We start from the raw sequence: 23,262 nt of genomic DNA, 5'->3' as shown, positions 1-23,262 counted from the left end.
AGACAATTACTCTAGAAATGGTTGGTGAGCTATGAACATCCAAAGAAAGAGATTCCTATTTTACGCGTGTCTAGCGGCGCTGCTTACGCTACTATCGTTGTTTCTACTTAGCGGTCTTAATCCTTCGTCAGCTCCGGTCCTCCTAGAAGTACAAGCGGAGGAACTGGTAGAATCTCCACAAGCAAATCAAGTCGAGGTTCCAGACTTTACGGAGGACAAGCTTGAGCAGCCATCCTCGGTTAATGTTGATGCACCATCAACAATGCCGTCCGAGACACCCCCAACGCCTATCGCAACCGTGACCGCGGACACAACTCCTACTCCTGCATCAACCCTAACCATAGACACGCCAATCCAGAAACCATCTGTGACAACAAATACATATATGCCTTCCTCATCCAAAGTCAGTATCCCCGTCCTCAACTATCACAGCGTCACAATTGATCCAGGGAATGTGGTCGTTATTTCTCCCGCCAAGCTGGAGGCGCAGATGAAATATCTGCATGACCATGGATATACGCCTATTTCTCTCTCTATGTTTATTGATCTTTTTGAAAATAAAAGCGGCATTACAGCCCCAAATAATCCGGTCCTGCTCACTTTTGATGACGGATATGTAGATAATGTGGAGGAGGCGATGCCGATTCTGGCTAAATACCATTTTCCAGCTACACTCTTCATGTCACCAGGCATGGTCGAGGATCCCAGTTATTTGAATTGGGAACAGGTCAAGCAGCTGCAAGAAGCCGGCTGGGACATCCAACCGCATGGCATGACACATCCTCATTTACCTAGGCTTTCCGCGGAACAGCAAGCGTATGAGATTAAAGAAGCTAGAAAGTTAATTGAGGAGAAGCTAGGTACACAAGCAGATGTATTCTGCTATCCATATGGCGAATATAACCAATCAACACTGAAGCTTTTGAAAGAGCACGGTTTTCGTTACGCGTTTACAATTGACCAAGGTTTCACGACGAATCAACAGTCACCCTACTTGCTGAAAAGGTTGTTTGTTAACGGGGAAGAGAGTCTGAAAGCGTTCATTAACAAGCTGCAGAAAACCAATTAGGGAGCCGTTTCTTTTATCCCCGTAGGTCTAGACAATAAAAGGAGTTAGCCCATATTGCAGAGGCTAACTCCTTTTATTCCTATTCAGCAATTCACACCATTACCTCAAACGACTACAATAAGCTTCGAGTTCGTGGAACGGTATCGTAAAGAGGGCTAAGTGGTTCACAATGGATTTGGTGGATCCGGGCAAAGCTAGGAACTTGGCCAAAAGCCGATCCAGCCCATCCTCGGCCGCTGAAGTCCAGAACTGAACCTGCCGGACGTCGGGATTGCCTTTTTTGATGGCATGTATCAGTGCACGTAATCCTTGTACGAATAAAGGTGACTTTCGCAGCTCTTTCTCAATAAAAGCAACTTCGATCTGACATATATGCTGGTCCTCATAGTCCGCGGGGCCTGTGCCGTAACCGAAACCGGCCGCGCCGACGATATCGTAGGACTCTTCGCTGATGATGAGCATGGCTTTACCTAGTAAAAGCGGGCTACTAATGAAACTGAGTTTCATGCCGAACGTGTAAGGCAAATTCAGTTCTTCATGATGACGCAGCAGGAAGTCCATATAAGCTTCATGATCCATTTCAAATTCGCTTGTTCGAAATTGAAAAGACATTATTGTGGCTGTACGCGAAGGGAATCGTTAACTTTAACGATCTTACCGAAGCCGCTTCCTTTTTTGGAACCTTTGTCGATTGTAGGGGGAACTGGAAACATACGGATAGCCTCCTTATTGTCGTTTTTTGGTACTTCTTCTACCATTATATCCTAGTGAATTTTTTTAGGGTATCCCTTAAAATGTTAATTTTCTCACAAAAAACGACTTCTTTCCCATGTGTACCCTCACGAACAGAGCTTATGCTAGTAAATTTGGCATACAGTCGGCATATATAATCGTTCTCGGCTAGTGCTGCAAGCCTGAGTTCCTGGACCTCTGGACCTCCCGCAATAATCTCGTTGACCATATACAACAGCCCTTGAATAAACAAGCGAGACCCTCGATAAGCTTTATCAGCAATGGCCACATCCACCAGGGCAATATCCGTATCGTGAAATTCCTGTTCTGGTGTTCCGTAGTAGTAGGCCGCGATTCCCACCACTTGGTTTTCAGCATCCTTTGCACAGATTAGGTGGCCCTGAGTCACGTAGGAATATAGGAGGGTGACCATTTCCAAAGTAGAATAAGCGGGGTGCAGGTCGCGCTTCCGGGCTAACAGAAATATACTGGCCTTAGCGAAATCGTCATCACTTACACACTTGTGATAACTTAACATCATTGTGTTCCTCCTTCCTAAACGCCTGATGTCCAGACCTTCTCTGGCTTCTTGTCGTCATCCAATTCTCTTCTGAAGCGTATGCTCCAAAGATTGCCTAATTTGAGGGTAATCGACCATTAAGCGGTGAAAAGCATCTTGTCTGACAGACAGCAACACCGATGGTCCTGTTCCCCTAACTGTCGCATTTCGAGGGACATTGTGAAGCAGAGCAATTTCGCCGAAATGATCCCCATCTTGCAGGACGGCAACCCGTCGTTCCCCACCATCAGGCATACGTTTTATAATTTCAAATTTACCTCGGACAATAATATAAAATTTGTTGCCCTCTTCGCCCTCGCTTACAATACTTTCGCCTTCCTTACAGGTTTCAGTTGTAAACAAGGTAGCAATGTTCTTAAGCAGCGGGAGTGCAATGCCTTCGAGAAAGGGAAGCTTGGCAAGCCTGTCCATATCTACTGTCGCGTAGAGACCATCCTGAGACAGGTTGAATCCGTACTGTTTATCCCAGAGGCTGCGGTATAGACTGTTCTTATGTAGAAGCTCTTGGTGAGTACCAGAATCCACGATTCGTCCGTCTTGGAATACATGAATGCAGTCGGCGTTCATAACGGAGGACAACCGATGTGTTACGGCAACAATCGTTTTCTCGGATCTCATACGATCAATGAGTTGATTAATGTCGGCCTCAGTAGCTGGATCCAATGCCGACGTTACCTCATCAAGCAGCAGCAGCTTCGGTTTCCTTAGAAGTGCTCTCGCAATCGATAAGCGCTGGCGTTCGCCACCAGAAAGCGATCCTCCTTCATGATGCACCTGTGTATCGTATCCGCCAGGCCAGCTTACAATGGTATCATGAATGTTCGCTTGCTTGGCAGCCTCTATCATTTCATTCTCCGATGCACCACTATCTAGCAGCAGGTTGTCTCGAATTGTTGTATTAAATAAGAAGGTATCCTGAGTAATGAGTGTTGACTGCTTGCGTAAAGAAGCCTCACTTATGGCACGCATGTCGTAGTCATCGATAGAGATAGCCCCCATCTTTGGATCATAAAAGCGGGACAGCAGCTGCAGTGCCGTGCTTTTCCCGGAACCACTGGGTCCAATGAATGCCACATAGCTCCCAGGAGCAATTTGTAAACTTACGTTATGTAATTGATTCGCCTCTTCGCTATAACCGAAAGTCACCTCATCCATCCGGATGGAAGGAAGAGAAGAAGGGAGCTCTAGTGGGTGAGCATCCTCTAGAACGCTTGGCTGGTGATCAAGAATTTCCCGTATCCGCTGAAAGCTGGTACTTGAATCGATAAGGCTCGGGATGAGAGACGCTAAATTCGAACCCGACTGTCCTACGCTTAAAAATAAGGTGAAAAAAGCCATGAAACCGCCGATGCTCATCATGTCGTGGAAGATCAAATATCCGCCGAAGCCGATCATAATCCCATTCAGAACCAGAAGAGATATAAGAGGTAGCCGCTCCATCATAGAACCAGCAAGCTGCAATTTCAGCCCGAAGGTAAAGAGTTCATGCACTTGTTTACGGGCACGCTCTTGGAACCTGGCTTGCAGATGTAAACTTTTTATCGTTTTATGTCCCTTAACCATCTCATCAATTGTATTGGTGAATCGCTCTTGCGATTCTTTATAGTTCACATTAGCGGTCTCCGCACGCCCTTGAAGCAGTCTTGGCCCAATAAACATGAGCGTGGAACCAGCAAGCATGGCCAGTGTGAGCTTCCATTCAATAGAGAATAATAAAATAAGTCCGAGCAGGACACTTAAAGCTTCCCTCAGAAAAAAGGGGAATACGATGCGAACCACTCGTTCCACGGAGCTCATATCTGTCGAGAATCGGGTGACAAGATCGCCAACACGGTATTTTTGATGAAAGGGAAGTGATTGCTTCTGCAAATGAGTGAACAGTCGGATCCGAAGTTTCTTGACGATTTGGCCGCCTAGATTTCCTAACGCATATTCACCGCCAATACTTGCACAAATATTGAGAAAGCCGCTGCAAAGCAGCACGATAAGGATGATAGCGAAATTGTGGAGATTTTTGGGCGTAAAAGCCTCATCCACCAAATATTTTAGGCTGATAGGAGCTGCTACCGAATATCCGACTTCTATTAAAAGACAAAACAAAAAAATACTCGTTAGTTGCTTATAGGGAATCCAAAGGTACAGTAGTGTTCGTAGGAATTGCAGGAATCATCGCCACCTTTCAATAAAATAAGATTACAGCACTTTTTTAGGGTTGTAAACGACACGATTTGTCATAATTCGGGAAAAATGAGCGATGGATAGAACTCGAATTCTCCCCCATCTAACGTGTATAATACAACTAACTATCCTCATAAAGGAGATGCCGAGCATGAAAGAAACCAAAACCGCCTTCGCATCTATCGACGCCTACATAGCAACCTTTTCCCCTGAGCTGCAGGAGAAGCTTCAAACGATCAGAGCGGTTATTAAAGAGTCCGCACCAGAGGCAACGGAGAAGATTAGCTACCAAATGCCTACCTTTGATCTGCATGGCAATTTGGTACATTTTGCGGCATTCAAAAATCATATTGGCTTTTACCCCACGCCGAATGGTATAGATGAATTTGAGGCGGAGTTGACGCAATATCCGAGGTCAAAAGGGGCTGTACAATTTCCGCATGATCGACCGCTGCCCCTAGCGTTAATCAGCAGGATCGTGCAATATCGAGTTGCAAGAAATAGTGAAAAAGCGCAGACGAAATCACCGAAAAGGAAATGAAGATATAAGTATTCTAATCATTGGTGGTGAAGCCATGGAACAGCCGTACACGATCTACGAAGAGCAGATGCAGCGAAAGCTGAAACGGTGGGAAATACGGCTGCTCAAGGAGCCGAACCTGATCGAGCGGGCCTCCAAATCCGTTCAAAATCGGATTAATCAAGTTATTCCTGAGAAAGTTCACAACACGATTACAGCAACGGTGAAAGGGATTGTCCAAACGACGCTATTGGGGATCACCTATATACCGGCTTCCGAGCCGCTGCGCGATCTATCCTTGGCGGAACGAGATGGGAAAGCGGAAGAGTTGTTGTCACTGTACAAAAAAATCGCCGCCGCCGAAGGAGCAGGAACGGGAGCGGGCGGTATTTTGCTCGGGTTAGCGGATTTCCCGATTCTTATCGGGATTAAGCTGAAATTCCTTTTCGAATTGGCCCATGTGTACGGCTACTCGACCAAGGACTATAGGGAAAGATTGTTCATCCTCTATGTATTTCAGCTTGCATTCTCCAGCTCCAAGAAGAAGCCTGAGTTGCTCAAAACGGTTAAAAGCTGGCCTATGATCTCACAGACATTCCCGCCAGCCGCGGACTACATGAAGCAAGTCAATTGGCAGCAGTTGCAGCAGGAGTACCGGGATACGATTGATTTTCGCAAAATGCTGCAGCTCATCCCCGGCATCGGGGCTGTCGTTGGCGCCTGGGCGAACTTTGGCTTGCTGGAGGAGCTCGGCGTGGCCGGGATGAACTGCTTTCGGCTGCGCTGGCTGCAAGATAAAAGCGTGGAGTGACGGTTAATGTTGTAGGTGATCTTACGAGATTGTTCGAACCGCTGTGAATGAGCAAATTCCTGCGAGAATACAGTTTTTTTACTCAGAAACTACCGTAAAGCAATGAATTCCTGCGAAAATGCAGGAATTTCACGATATGATTCCTCAAAACAGACGATTTGTTAGAAATACCTGCACTTTTGCAGGAATTAGTCTTTAACCGGTCCAATTGTTAGAAATGGATGCAGATTTGCAGGTTTTTCTCCACGCCAGGGGGGCCAATACTGGCTCCTATAAATCCATAGCCTGTTTCCTGCCCGACCTAGTTATTTTCAGCGCGCATGCGCATATATTAGAAAGAGGGCCGGTTACCGGCTCATCTTGTGGAAAGTTGTGATTATTTTCACAAGTATATATGTGATTAATTTCACAACCGGAGGAGTGTGGAGGCTATGAGTAAACCCAGAATTGTGATCCTAGGCGCTGGCTATGGCGGGCTTGTCACAGCGATACGACTGCAGAAGAAGATGAGAAGAAGTGAAATGGACGTGACACTGGTCAATAAACATGACTATCACTTTATTACGACACACCTGCATATGCCGGCTGCCGGCACGGATCATCATGATAACGCGCGCGTGAGCATTTCGGATTTGATTGATGAGCGGAAGATTCGGTTCGTGAAGTCGACGGTTAAAGAGATCGTACCTAGTGAGAAAAAGGTGGTCTTGGAGGACTCGACGCTCGATTATGACTATCTCGTGGTAGGGCTGGGGAGTGAGACGGAGACCTTCGGTATCCCGGGTATGCATGAATATGCGATGTCGATCAAAAGCATTAACAGTGTCCGCTTTATTCGGCAACACATTGAATATATGTTCGCCAAGTCCAAGGTGGCTCCGAAGCATAAGGATTATCTGACCTTCGTCGTTGGCGGCGCGGGTTTCACGGGTACGGAGTTCGTTGGGGAGTTGGCGGATCGCATTCCTGTTCTGTGCAAAACGTATGACGTTGATCCGGCAGATGTTCGAATTTATAATGTGGAAGCTTCCCCGTCGGCACTGCCCCCCGGACTGCCTGAGGATCTGATTGCCTATGGTATGGAAGTGATGCGCCGCAAAGGGGTGCAGTATAAGTTATCAACCGCGATCAAGGAATGCACATCGGAAGGGGTTATTCTGGGCAATGGCGAGTTCATCCGCGCAGGCACAGTCGTCTGGTCTGGCGGGATCCGTGGCAATTCCTTACTGCAGCAAGCTGGATTTGATGTGCAACGGGGCCGCGTTAAGGTAGATAGCTGCTTGCGCTCCTATCAATTCCCGGAGGTCTTCATCACTGGTGATTGCTCGATCGTAACGAGCCCAGAGGGCACACCATATCCTGCTAATGCGCAGATTGCTGTCCAACAGGGCTATAATGCAGCAAGGAATCTCATGCAAACGGTTCGAGGCAAAGAGTTGAAGCCATTTGTGTATGATTACAGGGGGACGGTTGCATCCTTGGGACGCGGTGAGGCAGTGGGGTTACTAAGAGTCAAGAAAGTGAAAGGACGTCGGGCTTCTTTGATCAAAAAAATGATCGATGCTCGGTATTTATACCTCATCGGCGGCCTTCCACTCATTTGGAAGAAAATGATCTGGAAGCAAAAGTCCACAACCCGCAATTATCATGTGCCCAATTAATGTGCGTATAACGTAAAATCCCCTTCAAGTAGATACTTGGAGGGGATTTTCAGTCTTTGTACCACTAGCTATAGCTATTGGATCGATACTGGCTCGGAGATACGCCTTCACGTTTGCGAAACGCTCGTGAGAAATTATTTTCATCCACAAAACCAACCTGTTCCACAATTTCCTTAATGGAGAGATGGGTGGTTTCGAGTAACTCTTTGGCTTTCTCAATGCGAATTTTGGAGACGTATTGCATTAAGGGAAGGCCATTTTTATTTTTAAAATAACGTGTGACATATGATGGTGTAAGGGACAACTCCTCAGCAACGGTGGAGAGGCTTAGATTATAGTCCATATAATGCTGGGATACGTACTCTAACATAGACGCATATAAGCGGTTATTATTGGCATCTTCGCCTAAGCTGTCTTGAATGCTGCGTGCCGCATCAAGCAGATTGGCACAAGCTTCGGCAACGGTTTTGGATTGGAATTCTGCGAGTGACTCCAGTTTATACTTGATCGCTTCGCGATGAGAGAGCGGAATATTATTGACGAGTTGATTTAAGGTGAAAATGATTTGTTGAAACGTTAAGCGGAATGTTGGCGCGTCCTCCAACCGAGTAAAACTTTCTTCCATCTCACGAATCAGCAGTTGCAGATGCTCGGAGCTTTTGGAGCAGACCGCCGCATGAAGCGCTTCGGCTGAATCGGAAATTTGCTGCTTATCGATCGTTGTATGCTCTATTTTCTGCTGAGACCCTTCAGAAGGGGTGATGATGGACTGTTTACCGGCAAAAATCCGATACTCCGCAAGAGATGTGGCTGAACTGAACGATTGATGCAACTCATTCGTTGGTTGAGGTTCACCTACCATACAGGACAACGAAAGAGAAAAATGCCTTTGCATGAATGCAATAATCTGCTCGGAAAAGGCACGACTGCGAGTCTCCCACTCCTCCGCGAACTCGTTATTCCACGAAACAATGCCGACAATTCCATTATCGATGGCTAGATCAAGTGCATAATTCACGCTATGGACGCCAGATAAATTCTCCAACACATTACAAATGGTATATTTCATTAACCACTGTTCACTAAGCGGCTCTTTACTTACCTTTGCATTGTAATCGTCAAAAATAATGACAAGCACGTTGCTTGTATGGCGTGTACCAAATAGTTTTTGAAACGCACTTCGGTTATCTTGCGTCGTATTGTCTACGTTCAACTTCCCCATTAATACCGCTAGCAGCAGCTGGTTCCTCGTCAAAACCTCCTGATTATGCATCATATGGGACAAATGGATGCTCTCATCTCTCATTTGCTCAATGTAGCGAGTAAGCTGGTCTAATTCATCGTTATTGTCTGTCACCTGCTTGTCCGATGGCAAGGTTGGAAAAAGATTGGAAAGCTCCTGTATCGGTTGATAGCTTTTGCGGGCGGACCGGAAGGCAATCACGATGCCGAGAGCGAGAGATATCACAAAAATGGTTAGTGAAATCGTGAGCGCTACATCATACTCATGAAAATACCCACTGCGTTGAATGGCGTTTACGACATGTATGTTTTGTTTCGACGACGATTCCTGCAACAGGAGATAGCCAGGAATTCGCGCATTCGCATGTTGCGCCGCTGTCGCAAGTTCACTCCACGTGAGATCGGAAGATCCTTTTAAATAGAGAAAAGGCGTATGGGATTGGTCAAAAGCAATCAAGCTGCTGCCACTGTCTATGGTCTGTTGGAAATTACTTACCAGCGCCGCATAGTTCAGTTTGTAAATCATAATGCCACTCGAGAATGGTGTGCTGTCAAGCGGAACTAAGAGCAGCAGCACTTGTTCTTTGCCATCATCAGGATAATCTTCATTAGTCAGTGAAGACAGAAGTAGGGGTGATTTTAACTGCTCCAGCTTGCTCTGTAAAATTGCTGGCGAGATTCGACTATCGGTGACGAGTCGGCTGTAGCTCTCAGGTGAGTAAATCCCCGTATCGGTGAATATCGTGTTTTTAAGCGAGCTATAGGCTGTGTTTCGATAGAACAGACCCATGGAATCGAGATCGGCAGACAGCGCCTTTAACTTTTCAAGTTCATCGGCAATTAAATACGGATATTGTAGTGACTCTTGTAATTGATAAGGAAGCAATTTGGTGTCTCGTGACAAAGTTAAAGTCAATTTCTGCAGGTCCAAAATACGCGTATCCAGCAGGCTGGTCGTATTGGCCATAGAGCGCTGAGTATTATCCATTAGCCGATTATAGGTATTGGATAGCGAAATGATATTGGTCACCAAAAATAATAGACCAGTTACGGCCAGAATTAGAAGGTGCCTTAGAAGAAATTTTCGATAGAGCTTGGACTGAATCGCTTTCCGCAAACTGAACACATCCCCTGGTCGAATAGGCCTTGATTTCTTAAGAGTATATAAATTTTGCGCTATGTTATCAATTCAAGACGGGCAAAAAGCTGAAAATTGACTAGATATTGAGAAAAATGCAGGGTGCCATTTAGGGGCTGAAACCATTTTTTGCTGTGAAAAGCCGATTATCAAGCGTTGTCGGAGGTTCCAAACTTACGTATACTCGGAGCCATAGGAAAACGATTCAGGCGCCGAATCAATTCTGGATATCCACTTTTCTATCGTTCGACGAAGGAGGCAGCGATATGACTGCGAAGACCAAAGCTGCACAGGCACCCTTACCTAGGACTAACCATAAAAGGTTTGGGCTGCAAAACAATTGGGATTATCTAATCTTTGTCATCCCTGTTGTCCTTTACTTTCTAATTTTCTGTTACGGACCTATGTATGGTGTACAACTTGCCTTCAAACGCTTTAACCCCATCCACGGTATCATGGGTAGTCCTTGGATTGGTTTGGATAACTTTGAAAGGCTTTTCAATTCATTTCAATTTTATCGCATTGTGAAGAACACGCTGGTTATTAATCTATTTAAAACACTGATTAGTTTTCCCATTCCGATCATGCTCGCCCTCATGTTCAATGAGATGAGAAAAGAGAGATTGAAGAAGACGCTGCAGACGATCACGTATGCTCCGTACTTTATTTCGACGGTCGTCTTTGTCGGTATTATTAATTTGTTTCTCGGTGGGGAAAATGGGTACTTGAATCATTTGCTGGGGATGATCGGAATCGATGCGATTCCTTTTCTGACCAGTCCGGATTATTTCCCAGGCGTATATATTGGTTCTGACATCTGGCGGAATAGCGGATGGAATTCGATTATTTTTATTGCGGCGTTAGCGGCTGTAGATCCTCAACTGCATGAGTCTGCGCAAATCGATGGGGCTAGTCGGTGGAAGCGAATGATTCATGTGAATCTGCCGTGTATTATGCCGGTTATTGTTATTCAGTTTATTTTAATGATGGGGAAAATGATGACTCTCAGCTACGAGCGCATTCTTCTTATGCAAAATAGCTTGAATATGGAAACCTCAGAGGTCATTTCCACTTACGCTTATAAGACGGGTCTAATCAATATGGATTATGGATTCTCTACCGCTGTGGGTCTCTTTAACAATGTCATCAACATCATTTTGCTGCTTGCAGCCAACAAGATTGCCAAACGATATAGCAGCAGCAGTCTGTTCTAAAAGGAGAGGTGAACATGGAGGTCGTTTCCCACAAAATTAGAGAGTCTAAAGGAGATCGGATCTTTCTGGCGATTACTTATGTACTTATCGGAATTCTTGTATTAATTGTGCTTTACCCACTGATCTATGTCGTTAGTGCCTCATTCAGTGATCCCAAGCTGGTGATTGCCGGCAAAATCGGGCTGATCCCGAGCGGCTTTAACGTGGAAGCCTACCGACGCGTATTTACGAATACGGAAATATGGATTGGTTATCGAAATACATTGCTCTACACGGCCATAGGAACGTTCGTCAATATTTCATTGACCATGATGGGGGCTTATCCGTTGTCACGCCGAAATTTCCGATGGCGCCGCGGGCTTATGATATTCTTCACCATTACGATGTTTTTCAGCAGCGGTATGATACCGATGTATCTACTCGTTAAGAATCTGGGACTTTATAATTCGATGTGGGCATTAATATTGCCAACGGCGATCAGTGTATACAATATGATTGTCGCTCGTACGTTCTTGGAAACCAACATTGATGAGCAACTCTATGAATCCGCCTATATGGATGGCAGCGGCAATATCAGGTCGTTTTTCTCCATTGTGCTGCCTCTGAGTGCGCCGATCATGGCAGTTCTAGTGTTATTTTATGCCGTGTATCATTGGAACTCCTATTTCGAGGCGATGATTTATTTGAAGGAACGTTCGCTGTATCCGCTGCAGCTCTTCCTGCGGGAAATTCTAGTCATGAATCAGTCGGATAACGTGATGATGGATTCCATTGAGATGGATACAAGCAAATTTCTCGTTGCAGAAGGTGTTAAATATGCCGTTATTATCGTATCCAGCGGACCCATTCTGATGCTGTATCCCTTCCTTCAGAAGTATTTCGTCAAAGGAATGATGATTGGTGCGCTTAAAGGTTAATGTGATTAATAATTGAGGAGATGACTGACGATATGAAACGAAAATTAGTTGTGCTGACAGCTGCTATGCTGATCACGTCAATTCCAGTGCTAAGCGCTTGCAGCGATAAGGATAAGGGGACTGAGCCTGTTGCAACGGGTGCGAATAAAACAGGTGCGAATATTACGAAAACAGGTATGCCGATTGCAAGCGAGCCTGTTCAATTGAAAGGGCTTGTCTCCAAATATGAGCTGGTCAAAGATTGGAACGAGCATAAAGGGTTGAAAAGTTACGAGGCCAAATCGAATGTGGTTATTAAATGGGATACAGTCCCGCAGAACGCTTTTGATGAGCGTAGAAATCTGATGTTTGCTTCCAATGATCTGCCGGACTTCGTCATGCGGGCGAATTTGTCACCGCAATTGATTACTTCCTATGCCGCAGCGGGTCAGATTATCCCGTTGGATCCTTTGATTGAGGCTGGCTATGCGCCGAATCTGGCAGCACTTATGAAAGAAAATGACGGGATTCGCAAATCGATTACCTCGGCTGATGGCCATATTTATTCCCTGCCGAATATTAGTGAAGCAGATGGACGTATCTCTTCCTCTTGGATCAATAAGAAGTGGCTGGACAAACTTGGACTTCAAATGCCGACAACAACGGATGAGTTTTATAAAGTGTTGAAAGCCTTCAAGGAGCAGGACCCTAATGGGAATGGCAAAGCGGATGAGGTTCCGATTTCGGGGTACAAAGAGGGCAACAAGAACTATGGTGATCAATTTATTAAATCGTTTTATGGCAGTTGGGGATTCGGAGCGAATTCTGGCATCATCGCGCCTTTTATGGATATCGATAACGGGGGCAAAGTGCGATATATCGCAACAGACAACACCTTCAAAGACATGATTACTTTCTTTAATAAGCTCTGGATGGAAGGTTTAATTGATAAAGAAATTTTATCGCAGGATATGAAGCAAGAGATCGCGAAGGTTGATAATGAGCGAGTCGGCTTTGTGGCGAAGGGCAATAACAATTTGTGGCTGGGCAAAAATCGGAATAATTACGTCCAGAACCCTGTCTTAAAAGGCATTGACGGCAAAGTGTATTGGACGGGCATCTCCCCGAAAGTTCGGGATTTAGGCTCATTCGTGATTACGAACAAAAACCCGAATCCCGCTGCGACGCTGCGCTGGGGAGATTATTTCCTGAGCGAAGAAGGGACAGCGCTGGCTCGACTTGGTATCGAAGGTGTGACATACACGATCGGCAGTGATGGGTTTTATAAGCTGAAGGATGAGTTTGCCAAAAATCCGAACGGACTCACAGTCGATGAGGCGCTATCGGACTATACGATTTTCCAAGGTGGAGGCATTCCACAGCGTGTAACGCAAAAGGTCGACCAAAGTGCTGCTGTTCTTCCAGAGATGATTGCGAATAAAGATGTCATTCGACCTAATTTGGTACCCGATGAGAAATTGATGATTCCTACGTTTACGGAGAAAGAGAATATCGAATTAAGCTCATACGCAACGGATATCGAAGCTTATGCAGATGAGAACATTGTTAAATTTATAACGGGTGCTAAACCGCTTAGCGAGTGGGATAAGTATGTAAGCACGCTGAATAAAATGCAGCTTGATAAATATTTAGCAATCTATCAAGCCGCTTATGACCGCTGGAATCAGAAGTAATCAGCATATAGAAGGAGGGACTACGCATGAGATTTTACGGCACAAGTGCAGCCGAAGGCATACCGAATCCATTCTGCTCCTGTTCCGTGTGTAACAACGCACGGGAGGTAGGCGGTGCAGAGATTCGCCGCCGCTCGATGTTTAGAATCAATGAGGAGATGTGTATTGATTTAGGCGCGGATTCTTTTCAACAAGCCATTGAATATGGGGATTTTACTAAGCTTCAGCATGTTTTAGTGAGCCATACGCACGAAGACCATTTCAACTATATGATGATGAATGTTAGAAACATGTCGATTGAACGCTTGAAGGAGCCGCTGCATTTTTACTTTACAGATCAAGCGTATGATATCGTCGATTTCTATCGTCAAAGCCGGCCGATCATGAAAGGCATGACTGCCGATTTGGAGGCGCGCGGCGTTGTAGTTTTTCATAAGCTGGCGTTTAACGAATCAGTGACTATCGCTGGTATGGAAGTAACGCCGCTTCGCGGGAATCACAAGGGAAATATGGGAGAGAATTGTGCAAACTATCTCATTCAGCAACCAGATGGCCAGAAGCTATACTACGGCGTGGATACAGGCTGGTACTTGCCGGAAGCGTTCAAGGAGCTGGAGAATGCCTCACTGAATGTATTGATTAGTGAATGCACCTTTGGATTAACTACTGGACGCGGCCTCCATCCAAATGGCCATTTGGACGCCTTTAGCTGCATGGAGCTATTCCATAAGCTGTTAGAACAAGGGACGATTCATGTCAATACGCGTATTTATCTGACTCATATTAATCATTTTAATTCTACACATGCCGATTTGGTCGGCTGGTTTCAAGAGCAGCAATTCCCATGCCCGATTACGGTGGCATGGGATGGCATGATCATTTAACAAACGAAGAGAGGCTGTCCCCGAAGTCATATCAAGATGACGGAGGGACAGCCTTTTCTTGTGGAAAGGGGGAGCAACGACTTTGGATAACGTTATAGAATAACGCTATTCAGAAGTTTCCTGCGTATTTCACCACTTTAACGTTATGCCTGCACTTTATTCCAAGTGAGAATATGTCCAAGCCCAGATTAAGATGATATCATCACCTTAATCTGGGCTTGGGCGCTATCTGGCGGTATTTATTCAGCTGCAGGCTTAGGTATCGCCGCTCTTCCAACCGACTCCGTTGCGGCGAGATCGGTAAGCCTCTTTTTTGCATAATTGTTGTATAAGATAGAGCTGCCAATCGTTAGGAACGCAATGACCGCCATCCCCCAGATAAGGTTATCGAAAGCACGTTCAAGCGGCAGCGATTTCTGCCAAACGAGCGCGCTCCCCGAGAGCGCCACGGCGAATGCGCCGCTGAAAAATTGCAGCAATTGGAATAAGCCCATGCCGGAGCCGATGCGTTCCTTCGGCAATTGCCGGGAGAGCTCATTGGATACTGCGCTGGAGAGTGTCGTGAAGCTGATGCTGACCAAGATGTAGAGTGCAGCAATCCAGTAGTAAGAGTAGCTGGCTGTCAGGGCCAATAGCACGGTAGAGAGTAACATCAACCATGGCACGTAACGAAGTAGTGCTGAGTTACCATAACGGTCAATGATACGTCCAACACGATTCGACACCAGCATGGCTAGGAGTGCTCCTGGGAAAAGCAATAGTCCTGAGGTAAGCGGAGCTAAACCGAATACACGAGCGAGCATCTGTGGCGCAAGGAACAGGAAGCCGAAGCTAATCATGTAGGAAAAAACGCCGATCGCGCTAAGCGCCATATAAGGTCTGTCGCTGAATAGCGCGGGCAGAACGAATGGCTGCGACGCCATACGAATGCGCAGAGCGAATAGGGCAATCGCGAGTATACCTACTAAGAGGGCAACGATGCTCTTGGACGTTAAGAAGAGCAATAGCCCAGTCGTTCCAACGCCAAGGAGCAGCGCACCGATGAAATCGAACGAGCCGCTTTCTGCTTTTTCTTTTGGGAGCAAGATTAAAAATATAGGGATAAGCAGAAGCGTAATCCCGGTAATCACGAACAGGAAGTGCCAGCCCAAATACTGAACGATAGAACCGCCTGCGACGGGGCCGAGCCCTAAGCCGAGTGAGGCCGCGGATAAGATGAGCGACATCGCTCTGCCTCTGCGAGACAAGGGGATGTAACGGGTGACGAGAACGATGCCCAGCGATGGGATCGCGCCTGCGCCAGATGCTTGAATCAGCCTTGTAAGCAGCAACAATCCGAAGCTGTTCGTGAACAGTCCTAAGACGGAAGCGCCGCCTAGTGAAAGCAGAGCAATGACATAGAGTTTGCGAATCGGCACGAAGTCGGACAAGCGGCTGTAGGTAATCGATGCAATGGCGAAAATGATGGAATATCCCGTGACAATCCACGATGCTGTCGAGGGGCTGAGCTCGAATTGCACTGAGATTTTGGGAAGTGCCAGGTTGAACATCATCGTATTCATGATCACCAGTACAATGGTAAAACAGAGCAACCACGATACCGGCGTTTCTCGTAAACGACCTGGCATCTCAGGTTGCGCATGCGTTGTTCCTTGTGCTGAAGAGTTTGCGTTGTCTGACATGGTACACCATCCGATCTGAACTATAATTTTATTTGTGACAGTTTAGCATGAGGGTTAGGGTGTGTCAATGAATTTAAGTATATGACCATTGTAATGTTGTATATTTATCCAAATAATCGTATTACTATACAAAAAAGATGAGTGGGGAATATAATGGGACACCTTATCATAGTTTTTCCAGTTATTCACGACTCATTCCGGGCACCTAAGAGGTGTCCTTCCCCGAAATTCCTCCTTTTGAAGGGACGATGGAATGAATGGAACAACCTCTGAAGGATACAAGCCACTTCTTTTCATCAAATACCCCGATTACGTACGATAATGGAAGAAAATCAAAGAATCATGTAATTGTAAGCGAATTATTGCGTTATACAAGAGGTGGGAGGGGGCTTTTTACGTTTTTTCCATCCTTTACTATGTGAGTAGAAGAGAGTAGTATTCAACACGTACCAGAACAGTTGAATATTTCGCTTAATTTTCTGTTAAGAAAAGCGGGGGAACCAAAAGTATCATGGGGTGAGTAGAGGTACGAATACCAAGTACCTTTTAGGGCAGATTTCTCGCGGCCCGAACCCGGCAGCTAACCTCGTAAGCGATCGTGAGAAAGGAGAACATGTGTTTAAAACACAAGGTCATTCCTTGTGTTTTTTTGCGTCCATTTTTCAAGTGTGGTGCGTGATATTCGTTTTATTGGAGGAACAATCGCGAAATGACAAGTGAATCATTGAAAAAAATTGTGTTTGGTAAGCCGCTAAAGTCGAGTGAGATTGAGTCGGAGAAAATGCCTGTCTGGAAAGGACTTCCCATCCTGTCTTCCGATGCCTTATCTTCCGTATCATACGGGACAGAGCAAATTCTGTTAGAGCTTGCAACAGTTGGTGTAGCTGCATTTGCCTTCTCCTTGCCGATTGCGATTTCCATCATTGCTTTAATACTTCTGCTAGTGTTGAGCTACAGACAAGTGATTGAAGCTTATCCTATGGGTGGCGGCGCCTATATGGTTACGAAAGAGAATTTAGGGATGGTATGGGGTCGACTTACAGGAGTCTCCTTGCTGATTGACTATACCCTGACCGTTGCTGTGTCGATCTCGGCTGGCGTCCAGGCGATTACGTCTGCATTCCCATCTGCCGTACCGTACATTGTTCCGCTTACCATCCTGCTGGTTTGGATCATGGTGTGGCTAAATTTGCGAGGTACTTCTGAGTCAGGCACGGTATTCGCCATACCTACTTATTTTTTCATCCTATGTATCCTGTTGTTAGTTGGAAAAGGTATTTTCGATTTGCTCACGGGTTCGCTGAACACACACGCTATCGAATTCGTACCCAGCGCAGCAACGAGCTCATTGACTTTATTCGTTATTCTTAAGGCGTTCTCTTCTGGTTGCTCTGCAGTCACAGGGATCGAAGCGATTTCGGATGCGGTGCCCCATTTCAGAACACCTTCCGTCAAAAATGCCCAACGCACACTGCTCTCCTTAGGTGGCCTGTTGGCGATCGTCTTCGGTGGTGTAACGCTGATTGCTTTAGGGTATGGGATTGCACCTGACCCGAATGGTCATACATCGGTCCTATCGATGGTGACGGAGCAAGCTTTTGGCCGTGGCACGATGTATTATGCGACTCAAATCGCAACGATGCTCATTCTAGTGCTTGCAGCGAATACGAGCTTTAATGGCTTCCCGATCTTGGCGTCGATCATGGCTCAGGACAAAAACTTCCCGCGCATGTTCTCTTTCCGTGGGGATCGTCTTTCCTATCATTATGGCATCATTACGCTGGGCGTATTGGCGAGTCTGCTTCTGATTGGTTTCAAAGGTAAAACCGATGCACTTATTCCGCTTTATGCAATTGGCGTATTTTTATCCTTTACCTTGGCTCAAAGCGGTTTGGTTCGCAAATGGCTGAGAGAGCGCGTCTCCGGTTGGATTGGCAAATTAATTATTAATGGTCTAGGCGGCATTGTGTCTCTGGCAGTTCTTGTTATTTTCTGTATCACCAAATTCAGCGAAGGCGCTTGGATCGTTATCGTTGTGACGCCGATCTTACTATGGCTCATTACGAAGATCAGTCACCATTATGATGATGTAGCCAAGCAACTGCGTATTGATATCACACAGGACCGTGTGTGTACCAAAGAGCCCGTCATTATCGTACCTGTGGCTGGGATTCACAAAGCGGTTGAGCAATCTCTGAACTATGCCAAATCGCTTTCTCCTAATGTTATTGCGTTCTATGTGTCCTTCTCGGATGAGGATGAAGAATCGATGCAGGAGAAGTGGCAGATCTGGGATCCAGGCGTTCGACTCGTTGTGTTCAAATCACGATATAGAACGATCCTGAAACCGCTGGCCGAATTCATTGATCGCATCGACACGCATGTGTCTGAGAAGCAGTCTATCATGGTTATTCTTCCGCAATTCATGCCGAAGAAATGGTGGCATCGTCTGCTCCATAATCAGTCTGCGGCGCGGATTCGTTCGAAGCTTCAAGCCGATAAGGATATCGTTGTTGCAACAGTACCGTATCATTTACATCAATAGAGGTGTACAATAATAGGGAGAACTTGTAGGCGAGGTGACCTTATTATGGTGAAAAAGAAAGCAAAAATGACGCCAGCTGCGGCTAGCGTGCAAGATAAACCTGCAACGCTGAAAGATCTGCTGCGTCCGGAAATACTAGAAGGACTCAAAGCCCAGGCTGACGCGATGAAAGCGGAAGAGCAAGCGAAGAAGGACGCTGAGAGAGCCAAGGTAGAGGCGGCACGCAAGGCGGAAGAGAAGCGTCTTGAGAACGATTTTGCCTATCAGCTGGAGAAAAGTAAATTAGACTGGCGGAAACATAAATGAGGGGGCGCACGATGTGCCTCCTTTTCTTTATGAGTGCCATGTTAGCGCTTGCAGGTTGTCAGGTGGAGCGGCATGCTGTGGAAGTGGAAACGGCGGTTGCTTCGACATCGGTACCGGCACCGGCACCGGCACTATCGCTAACAGCCGAACCAACGGCAAACACAACATTAACAACACCTGTGAGTAGTCCTATCGCGTCAACTGTCCCAACGACCTCATCCCATCCTTCATCCGATAGTCCAACGGTTAAAACGGTAGATACTGAAGCTGTCCCAGCTTTCGCGTCGGTAGAACAAACCGTGCTTGCCCGTTATGCCTCAGCGAGCCCAACGAAGTGGGGAGAGCGTGTCCCTGGTGTCCGAACACGCTTACAAACGAAGGACAAAGTGATTGCCCTTACCTTTGATGCCTGCGGTGGGAAGGATGGCAGTGGCTACGATGAGAAGCTGATCCAGTATCTGATTCAGGAGCAGATTCCAGCTACGTTATTCATCAATGCCAGATGGATCGCTGCGAATCCGTCTACCTTTCAATCTTTAGCCGCGAATCCCTTGTTTGAGATTGAAAATCATGGCACCGAGCACCGCCCTTTATCCGTAACAGGCAAGCCAGCATACGGTATTGCGGGTACGAAGAACGTCAAAGAAGTCATTCATGAAATGAATGATAATGCGGATCAAATCGAGAAGCTGACGGGGAAAAGGCCCCTATTTTTCCGTTCAGGCACCGCATTTTACGATGAAATTGCGGTATCTGTTGCCCATGATTTGGGATTTGCGATAGCAGGTTACTCTGTGCTTGGTGATGCGGGAGCGACGTATAACACGGAGCAAGTGTACAACGCGATTTCAAAGGCCACGAGCGGGTCCATCGTTCTCGCACACATGAATCATCCCGAGAAGGATACAGCGGAGGGTATCATCAAAGCAATTCCGGTGCTGCGACAAGCGGGCTTCCATTTCGTGCAACTTGCTTCTATGGAACTTAACGATTAGGAAGACAAAGCTGTTGTAATAAATAGTTTACAAGAAAGCGTTTTCATGATACTATCTTCGTAATTTATCATTATCTCATTTACGGGGTTGTTGTCAGCATGAATGGACTAAAATTGGGAAATCCAACGAACTTGGCGTTTACTGTTTTATTAGTTTCTAGCGTTTTATTTTGTCTCTATGTTGTATTGCCAAACGCATCGTCGAAGTCCTTGGAGCAGACCATCAGTCCAGAACAAGTAAGTAGTGAAGAACACCTTGTGCCATCCTATGAACCGTTAGCAGAACTAGTTGCAGAAAAAGAAGCAAAACAAGAAGTGAAGCCAGAAGTGAAGCAAGAAGTGAAACCTGTCGTTCAGCAATTAGAACTCGAAACGCAACAACTACAACCTCTACAGCGTCAAGGAAATGCACTAGCTTTTAATCAAGGGGATTATAGTAAGCAAAAGGTTCACTACACGGACAAAGTCATTGTACTGGCCTATCATCACATTGATGAAAAAGAAAACGGGATTACCATTTCCCCGAAAAGATTTAAAAGTCATCTGCAGAGGTTGAAAAAAGAAGATTACAATGTGATTTCGATGGAACATTTTCTTCATTTCATGAAGGGTGAGGCTGCGGTTCCTCAAAATGCGGTTCTCATCACATTTGATGACGGTTATGAATCATTTTATACCCACGCGTATCCTGAATTGCTTAACTTTGGTTTCCACGCAACTAAATTTATCGTTGTTGATTCGATTGATCATCCTAAGGCACCCCGTTTGACATGGGATCAGATGAGAGAAATGAAACAGAACGGGATGAGTTTTTACTCTCATACCTACGATCATCATGATAAGGTCAAGGCGGGTTCTGGCAATACACTGATGCCAATGCTAACCAATCCTATCTATTTGGAAAACGAAAAAAGAATGGAAACGGACGATGAATATCGCAAACGAATTAAGCAGGATTTGTTAAAAGCAGAAAATCGTATTGTGGAGGAGTTAGGACCACAGTATCGTCTACTTGCATTTCCTTTTGGTTCCTATAATGACACGGTTATTGGGGTCGGAAAGGAATTGGGAATTGAGCTTTTCTTTACGACCAAAGAGGGGATCAATACCAAAGGGAATAATGAAATTTATAGAATCCATGCAGGCACTTCGTATATGTCCGAAGATGATTTGATGTGGAAAATGAAGTTATATCATAAAAAATAAAATGAATTAATTGCCAGGAGCCGCATTGATGCGGCTTCTTTTATTTGGCTGCGTACTCAGAGGCACACAGGCGTGGAATGAATACCCATTGATTTTTAACCTATGGATAATTAATATAAGTAGGGGTCAAGCACGTTACAATTAAATAGGAACCCTCATCGATCTAGATGAGGTAGAGGTCGCATTGTTGATGAGTACATCGGAGGAAGTCCAGTAGAGACTATTGATCCCGATGAAAAGGTAACATTGCCGAAGCCATACGGTATACTGACCGTTGTGGCTGGGGTCGTTTTCGAAAGGGACGGAACTGTCATACTGTTTGTGAAAACAAATTAGTATGTTGTGCTATCTTGAAAAAGATATGATGAGGAAATGTGAGCTGCCTTTCTTATTCATTGGAGAGAGTCGGCTTTTTTGCGTTTTCGGCCTTTGGGAACATGCAGGCTAATTGAATAGATATAGGAGAGTTTGAAATTGACTGAGAACAAATTACGTAGAGGGTTGAAGTCGCGTCACATGACGATGATTTCACTCGGAGGATCGATTGGAACCGGATTATTTTTAGCAAGCGGAGGAGCCATTCATGCTGCTGGACCGGGCGGGGCCTTATTAGCTTACTTTATTATTGGTATTATGGTTTATTTCCTCGTAACAAGTTTGGGAGAAATGGCCACCTATATGCCGGTATCTGGAACCTTCAGCACGTATGCGACAAAATTCGTAGACCCCTCACTTGGCTTCGCCTTAGGTTGGAATTACTGGTACAACTGGGCAATTACCATCGCTGCTGAGTTGTCTGCGGCAACGCTAATTATTAAGTTTTGGCTGCCTGACAGCCCATCATTTCTTTGGAGCGCTTTATTCCTTGCCCTGATGGTAGGTCTTAATTTGTTGTCTGTGAAAAGCTATGGCGAGTCCGAGTATTGGTTCGCGATGATTAAAATTGCAACGATTATTCTATTCATTGGCATCGGTTTGTTGATGATTGTCGGCATTTGGGGCGGGGAAGCCGTTGGATTCCGTAATTTCACAGAAGGGGATGCGCCGATTTCAGGCGGCTTATTAGCCGTTCTTGGCGTATGTATGGCTGCTGGCTTCTCATTCCAAGGAACAGAGTTGGTTGGGATAGCAGCGGGTGAGTCTGAAAATCCACAGAAGAGCATACCTCGCGCAATCCGCAGTGTGTTCTGGAGAATCCTTTTGTTTTATATTTTGGCTATATTCGTGGTGGGCATGCTGATACCTTACGCAACAGATACCTTAGCTAGCGACAGCGTTGCGGCAAGTCCGTTTACGATCATTTTCGAAAAAGCAGGTTTAAGTATCGCTGCATCTGTGATGAATGCTGTCATTTTAAGTTCTGTGCTGTCTGCAGGCAACTCCGGTATGTACGCTTCCACACGCATGCTGTGGGTATTAGCCAAAGAAGGTAAAGCCCCAAAACTGTTTGCTAAATTAAATAAAAGCGGTATTCCCGTATTCGCACTTCTTGCGACAGCGGCACTTGGGATGCTAGCTTTCCTTGCCTCTTTTTTCGGTGATGGTCAAGTGTACTTGTGGTTATTGAATGCCTCAGGGATGTCTGGCTTCATTGCGTGGTTAGGTATTGCCATTAGTCATTACCGTTTCCGAAGAGCATATGTTGCGCAAGGCCGTTTGATCTCTGATCTTCCATACCGTTCCAAATGGTTTCCGCTCGGGCCTATCTTGGCAGGTGTCATGTGTATGATTGTCATTATCGGTCAAAGTATTAGCGCGTTCTCGGAGGGCCAAGTGGACTGGAAATTATTAGTTGCTTCCTATATTGGCATTCCTTTGTTCTTAGTCTTGTGGCTGGGTTATAAATGGAAATATAAAACGAAAGTCTTAAAACTGGATGAATGTCAGTTGAAGGTAGAAGAGTAAGCCTC

General features: G+C 45.7%; 18 protein-coding genes, 1 pseudogene and 2 riboswitches. Of the genes and pseudogenes, 13 read left to right on the top strand and 6 right to left on the bottom strand.

Annotated features, from left to right (window positions below; genetic code table 11):
• Positions 1-31 precede the first annotated feature (31 nt).
• Entirely contained in the window at positions 32-1,069 is a 1,038-nt protein-coding gene (locus tag AC58QT_RS25125; protein ID WP_497411383.1) for a polysaccharide deacetylase family protein, read from the top strand.
• A 99-nt stretch (positions 1,070-1,168) separates the two neighbouring features.
• Here AC58QT_RS25125 and AC58QT_RS25120 read toward each other — a convergent pair whose 3' ends face one another.
• From AC58QT_RS25120 to AC58QT_RS25110, 3 genes are all read right to left on the bottom strand, one after another.
• Positions 1,169-1,681, bottom strand: coding sequence for a hypothetical protein (locus AC58QT_RS25120; protein WP_497411382.1), 513 nt, complete (start codon positions 1,679-1,681; stop codon positions 1,169-1,171).
• Between the two features lie 145 nt (positions 1,682-1,826).
• Entirely contained in the window at positions 1,827-2,342 is a 516-nt protein-coding gene (locus tag AC58QT_RS25115; protein WP_497411381.1) for a hypothetical protein, read from the bottom strand.
• A 54-nt stretch (positions 2,343-2,396) separates the two neighbouring features.
• Positions 2,397-4,481 (bottom strand): ABC transporter transmembrane domain-containing protein, encoded by a 2,085-nt coding sequence (locus AC58QT_RS25110; protein ID WP_497411380.1) that lies wholly within the window; start codon positions 4,479-4,481, stop codon positions 2,397-2,399.
• Positions 4,482-4,710: 229 nt separating this feature from the next.
• On the opposite strand from AC58QT_RS25110, the gene AC58QT_RS25105 reads away from it, so the two are divergent.
• The 3 genes from AC58QT_RS25105 to AC58QT_RS25095 all read left to right on the top strand — a co-directional run bounded on the left by AC58QT_RS25105 (position 4,711) and on the right by AC58QT_RS25095 (position 7,551).
• The gene (locus AC58QT_RS25105; protein WP_497411379.1) at positions 4,711-5,100 is read left to right on the top strand and encodes an iron chaperone; all 390 of its coding nucleotides are present in this window, start codon (positions 4,711-4,713) and stop codon (positions 5,098-5,100) included.
• Between the two features lie 34 nt (positions 5,101-5,134).
• Positions 5,135-5,890 carry an EcsC family protein gene (locus AC58QT_RS25100; RefSeq protein ID WP_497411378.1) on the top strand — a complete coding sequence of 252 codons (756 nt, stop codon included), beginning with the start codon at positions 5,135-5,137 and terminating at the stop codon, positions 5,888-5,890.
• A 431-nt stretch (positions 5,891-6,321) separates the two neighbouring features.
• Positions 6,322-7,551, top strand: a complete 1,230-nt coding sequence (locus tag AC58QT_RS25095; protein WP_497411377.1) for an NAD(P)/FAD-dependent oxidoreductase — start codon at positions 6,322-6,324, stop codon at positions 7,549-7,551.
• 64 nt (positions 7,552-7,615) lie between these two features.
• On the opposite strand, the gene AC58QT_RS25090 is transcribed toward AC58QT_RS25095, so the two are convergent.
• Positions 7,616-9,910, bottom strand: a complete 2,295-nt coding sequence (locus tag AC58QT_RS25090) for a helix-turn-helix transcriptional regulator (RefSeq protein ID WP_497411376.1) — start codon at positions 9,908-9,910, stop codon at positions 7,616-7,618.
• Positions 9,911-10,197: 287 nt separating this feature from the next.
• On the opposite strand from AC58QT_RS25090, the gene AC58QT_RS25085 reads away from it, so the two are divergent.
• The 4 genes from AC58QT_RS25085 to AC58QT_RS25070 are packed head-to-tail and all read left to right on the top strand — an operon-like array spanning position 10,198 to position 14,619.
• On the top strand, positions 10,198-11,145 hold the full coding sequence (locus AC58QT_RS25085) for an ABC transporter permease (protein ID WP_497411375.1): 948 nt from the start codon (positions 10,198-10,200) through the stop codon (positions 11,143-11,145).
• Positions 11,146-11,159: 14 nt separating this feature from the next.
• Entirely contained in the window at positions 11,160-12,062 is a 903-nt protein-coding gene (locus AC58QT_RS25080) for a carbohydrate ABC transporter permease (protein WP_497411374.1), read from the top strand.
• A gap of 32 nt (positions 12,063-12,094) precedes the next feature.
• The gene (locus tag AC58QT_RS25075) at positions 12,095-13,735 is read left to right on the top strand and encodes a type 2 periplasmic-binding domain-containing protein (protein WP_497411373.1); all 1,641 of its coding nucleotides are present in this window, start codon (positions 12,095-12,097) and stop codon (positions 13,733-13,735) included.
• 26 nt (positions 13,736-13,761) lie between these two features.
• Positions 13,762-14,619, top strand: a complete 858-nt coding sequence (locus AC58QT_RS25070) for an MBL fold metallo-hydrolase (protein ID WP_497411372.1) — start codon at positions 13,762-13,764, stop codon at positions 14,617-14,619.
• A 239-nt stretch (positions 14,620-14,858) separates the two neighbouring features.
• Here the strand turns inward: AC58QT_RS25070 and AC58QT_RS25065 are convergent, their stop codons facing one another.
• Positions 14,859-16,301, bottom strand: a complete 1,443-nt coding sequence (locus tag AC58QT_RS25065; RefSeq protein ID WP_497411371.1) for an MFS transporter — start codon at positions 16,299-16,301, stop codon at positions 14,859-14,861.
• Between the two features lie 458 nt (positions 16,302-16,759).
• A riboswitch (cyclic di-AMP (ydaO/yuaA leader) is annotated at positions 16,760-16,911 on the top strand.
• A 99-nt stretch (positions 16,912-17,010) separates the two neighbouring features.
• On the opposite strand from AC58QT_RS25065, the gene AC58QT_RS25060 reads away from it, so the two are divergent.
• The 3 genes and pseudogenes from AC58QT_RS25060 to AC58QT_RS25050 form a co-directional block, all read left to right on the top strand.
• Positions 17,011-18,846: an APC family permease gene (locus AC58QT_RS25060; RefSeq protein ID WP_497411370.1), complete on the top strand. Its 1,836-nt coding sequence runs from the start codon at positions 17,011-17,013 to the stop codon at positions 18,844-18,846.
• A gap of 45 nt (positions 18,847-18,891) precedes the next feature.
• On the top strand, positions 18,892-19,152 hold the full coding sequence (locus tag AC58QT_RS25055; RefSeq protein ID WP_057309125.1) for a YqkE family protein: 261 nt from the start codon (positions 18,892-18,894) through the stop codon (positions 19,150-19,152).
• Positions 19,149-19,919: pseudogene (locus tag AC58QT_RS25050) on the top strand (polysaccharide deacetylase family protein); the annotation flags it as partial. The gene AC58QT_RS25055 and the pseudogene AC58QT_RS25050, both read left to right, overlap by 4 nt.
• 81 nt (positions 19,920-20,000) lie before the next feature.
• Here the strand turns inward: AC58QT_RS25050 and AC58QT_RS25045 are convergent.
• A complete protein-coding gene (locus AC58QT_RS25045) occupies positions 20,001-20,120 on the bottom strand; it encodes a hypothetical protein (protein WP_497411478.1) in 120 nt (39 codons plus the stop codon).
• Between the two features lie 125 nt (positions 20,121-20,245).
• On the opposite strand from AC58QT_RS25045, the gene AC58QT_RS25040 reads away from it, so the two are divergent.
• Positions 20,246-21,352 (top strand): polysaccharide deacetylase family protein, encoded by a 1,107-nt coding sequence (locus tag AC58QT_RS25040; RefSeq protein ID WP_497411369.1) that lies wholly within the window; start codon positions 20,246-20,248, stop codon positions 21,350-21,352.
• 165 nt (positions 21,353-21,517) lie between these two features.
• A riboswitch (Lysine riboswitch) is annotated at positions 21,518-21,708 on the top strand.
• Positions 21,709-21,868: 160 nt separating this feature from the next.
• The gene (locus AC58QT_RS25035) at positions 21,869-23,257 is read left to right on the top strand and encodes an amino acid permease (RefSeq protein ID WP_497411477.1); all 1,389 of its coding nucleotides are present in this window, start codon (positions 21,869-21,871) and stop codon (positions 23,255-23,257) included.
• Positions 23,258-23,262: the final 5 nt, after the last annotated feature.

Source organism: Paenibacillus sp. J31R109, assembly GCF_059692055.1.
Note: the sequence above shows the minus strand (reverse complement) of the source record. Positions and strands in the feature narration are given on the sequence as shown.

Excerpts from the sequence above, each read along its gene's own strand:
- AC58QT_RS25115 (WP_497411381.1), bottom strand. The coding sequence starts at position 2,342 with ATGATGTTAAGTTATCACAAGTGTGTAAGTGATGACGATTTCGCTAAG.
- AC58QT_RS25080 (WP_497411374.1), top strand. The coding sequence starts at position 11,160 with ATGGAGGTCGTTTCCCACAAAATTAGAGAGTCTAAAGGAGATCGGATC.
- AC58QT_RS25105 (WP_497411379.1), top strand. The coding sequence starts at position 4,711 with ATGAAAGAAACCAAAACCGCCTTCGCATCTATCGACGCCTACATAGCA.
- AC58QT_RS25075 (WP_497411373.1), top strand. The coding sequence starts at position 12,095 with ATGAAACGAAAATTAGTTGTGCTGACAGCTGCTATGCTGATCACGTCA.
- AC58QT_RS25100 (WP_497411378.1), top strand. The coding sequence starts at position 5,135 with ATGGAACAGCCGTACACGATCTACGAAGAGCAGATGCAGCGAAAGCTG.
- AC58QT_RS25125 (WP_497411383.1), top strand. The coding sequence starts at position 32 with ATGAACATCCAAAGAAAGAGATTCCTATTTTACGCGTGTCTAGCGGCG.
- AC58QT_RS25085 (WP_497411375.1), top strand. The coding sequence starts at position 10,198 with ATGACTGCGAAGACCAAAGCTGCACAGGCACCCTTACCTAGGACTAAC.
- AC58QT_RS25065 (WP_497411371.1), bottom strand. The coding sequence starts at position 16,301 with ATGTCAGACAACGCAAACTCTTCAGCACAAGGAACAACGCATGCGCAA.
- AC58QT_RS25040 (WP_497411369.1), top strand. The coding sequence starts at position 20,246 with ATGAATGGACTAAAATTGGGAAATCCAACGAACTTGGCGTTTACTGTT.
- AC58QT_RS25060 (WP_497411370.1), top strand. The coding sequence starts at position 17,011 with ATGACAAGTGAATCATTGAAAAAAATTGTGTTTGGTAAGCCGCTAAAG.
- AC58QT_RS25035 (WP_497411477.1), top strand. The coding sequence starts at position 21,869 with ATGACGATGATTTCACTCGGAGGATCGATTGGAACCGGATTATTTTTA.
- AC58QT_RS25120 (WP_497411382.1), bottom strand. The coding sequence starts at position 1,681 with ATGTCTTTTCAATTTCGAACAAGCGAATTTGAAATGGATCATGAAGCT.
- AC58QT_RS25055 (WP_057309125.1), top strand. The coding sequence starts at position 18,892 with ATGGTGAAAAAGAAAGCAAAAATGACGCCAGCTGCGGCTAGCGTGCAA.
- AC58QT_RS25095 (WP_497411377.1), top strand. The coding sequence starts at position 6,322 with ATGAGTAAACCCAGAATTGTGATCCTAGGCGCTGGCTATGGCGGGCTT.
- AC58QT_RS25070 (WP_497411372.1), top strand. The coding sequence starts at position 13,762 with ATGAGATTTTACGGCACAAGTGCAGCCGAAGGCATACCGAATCCATTC.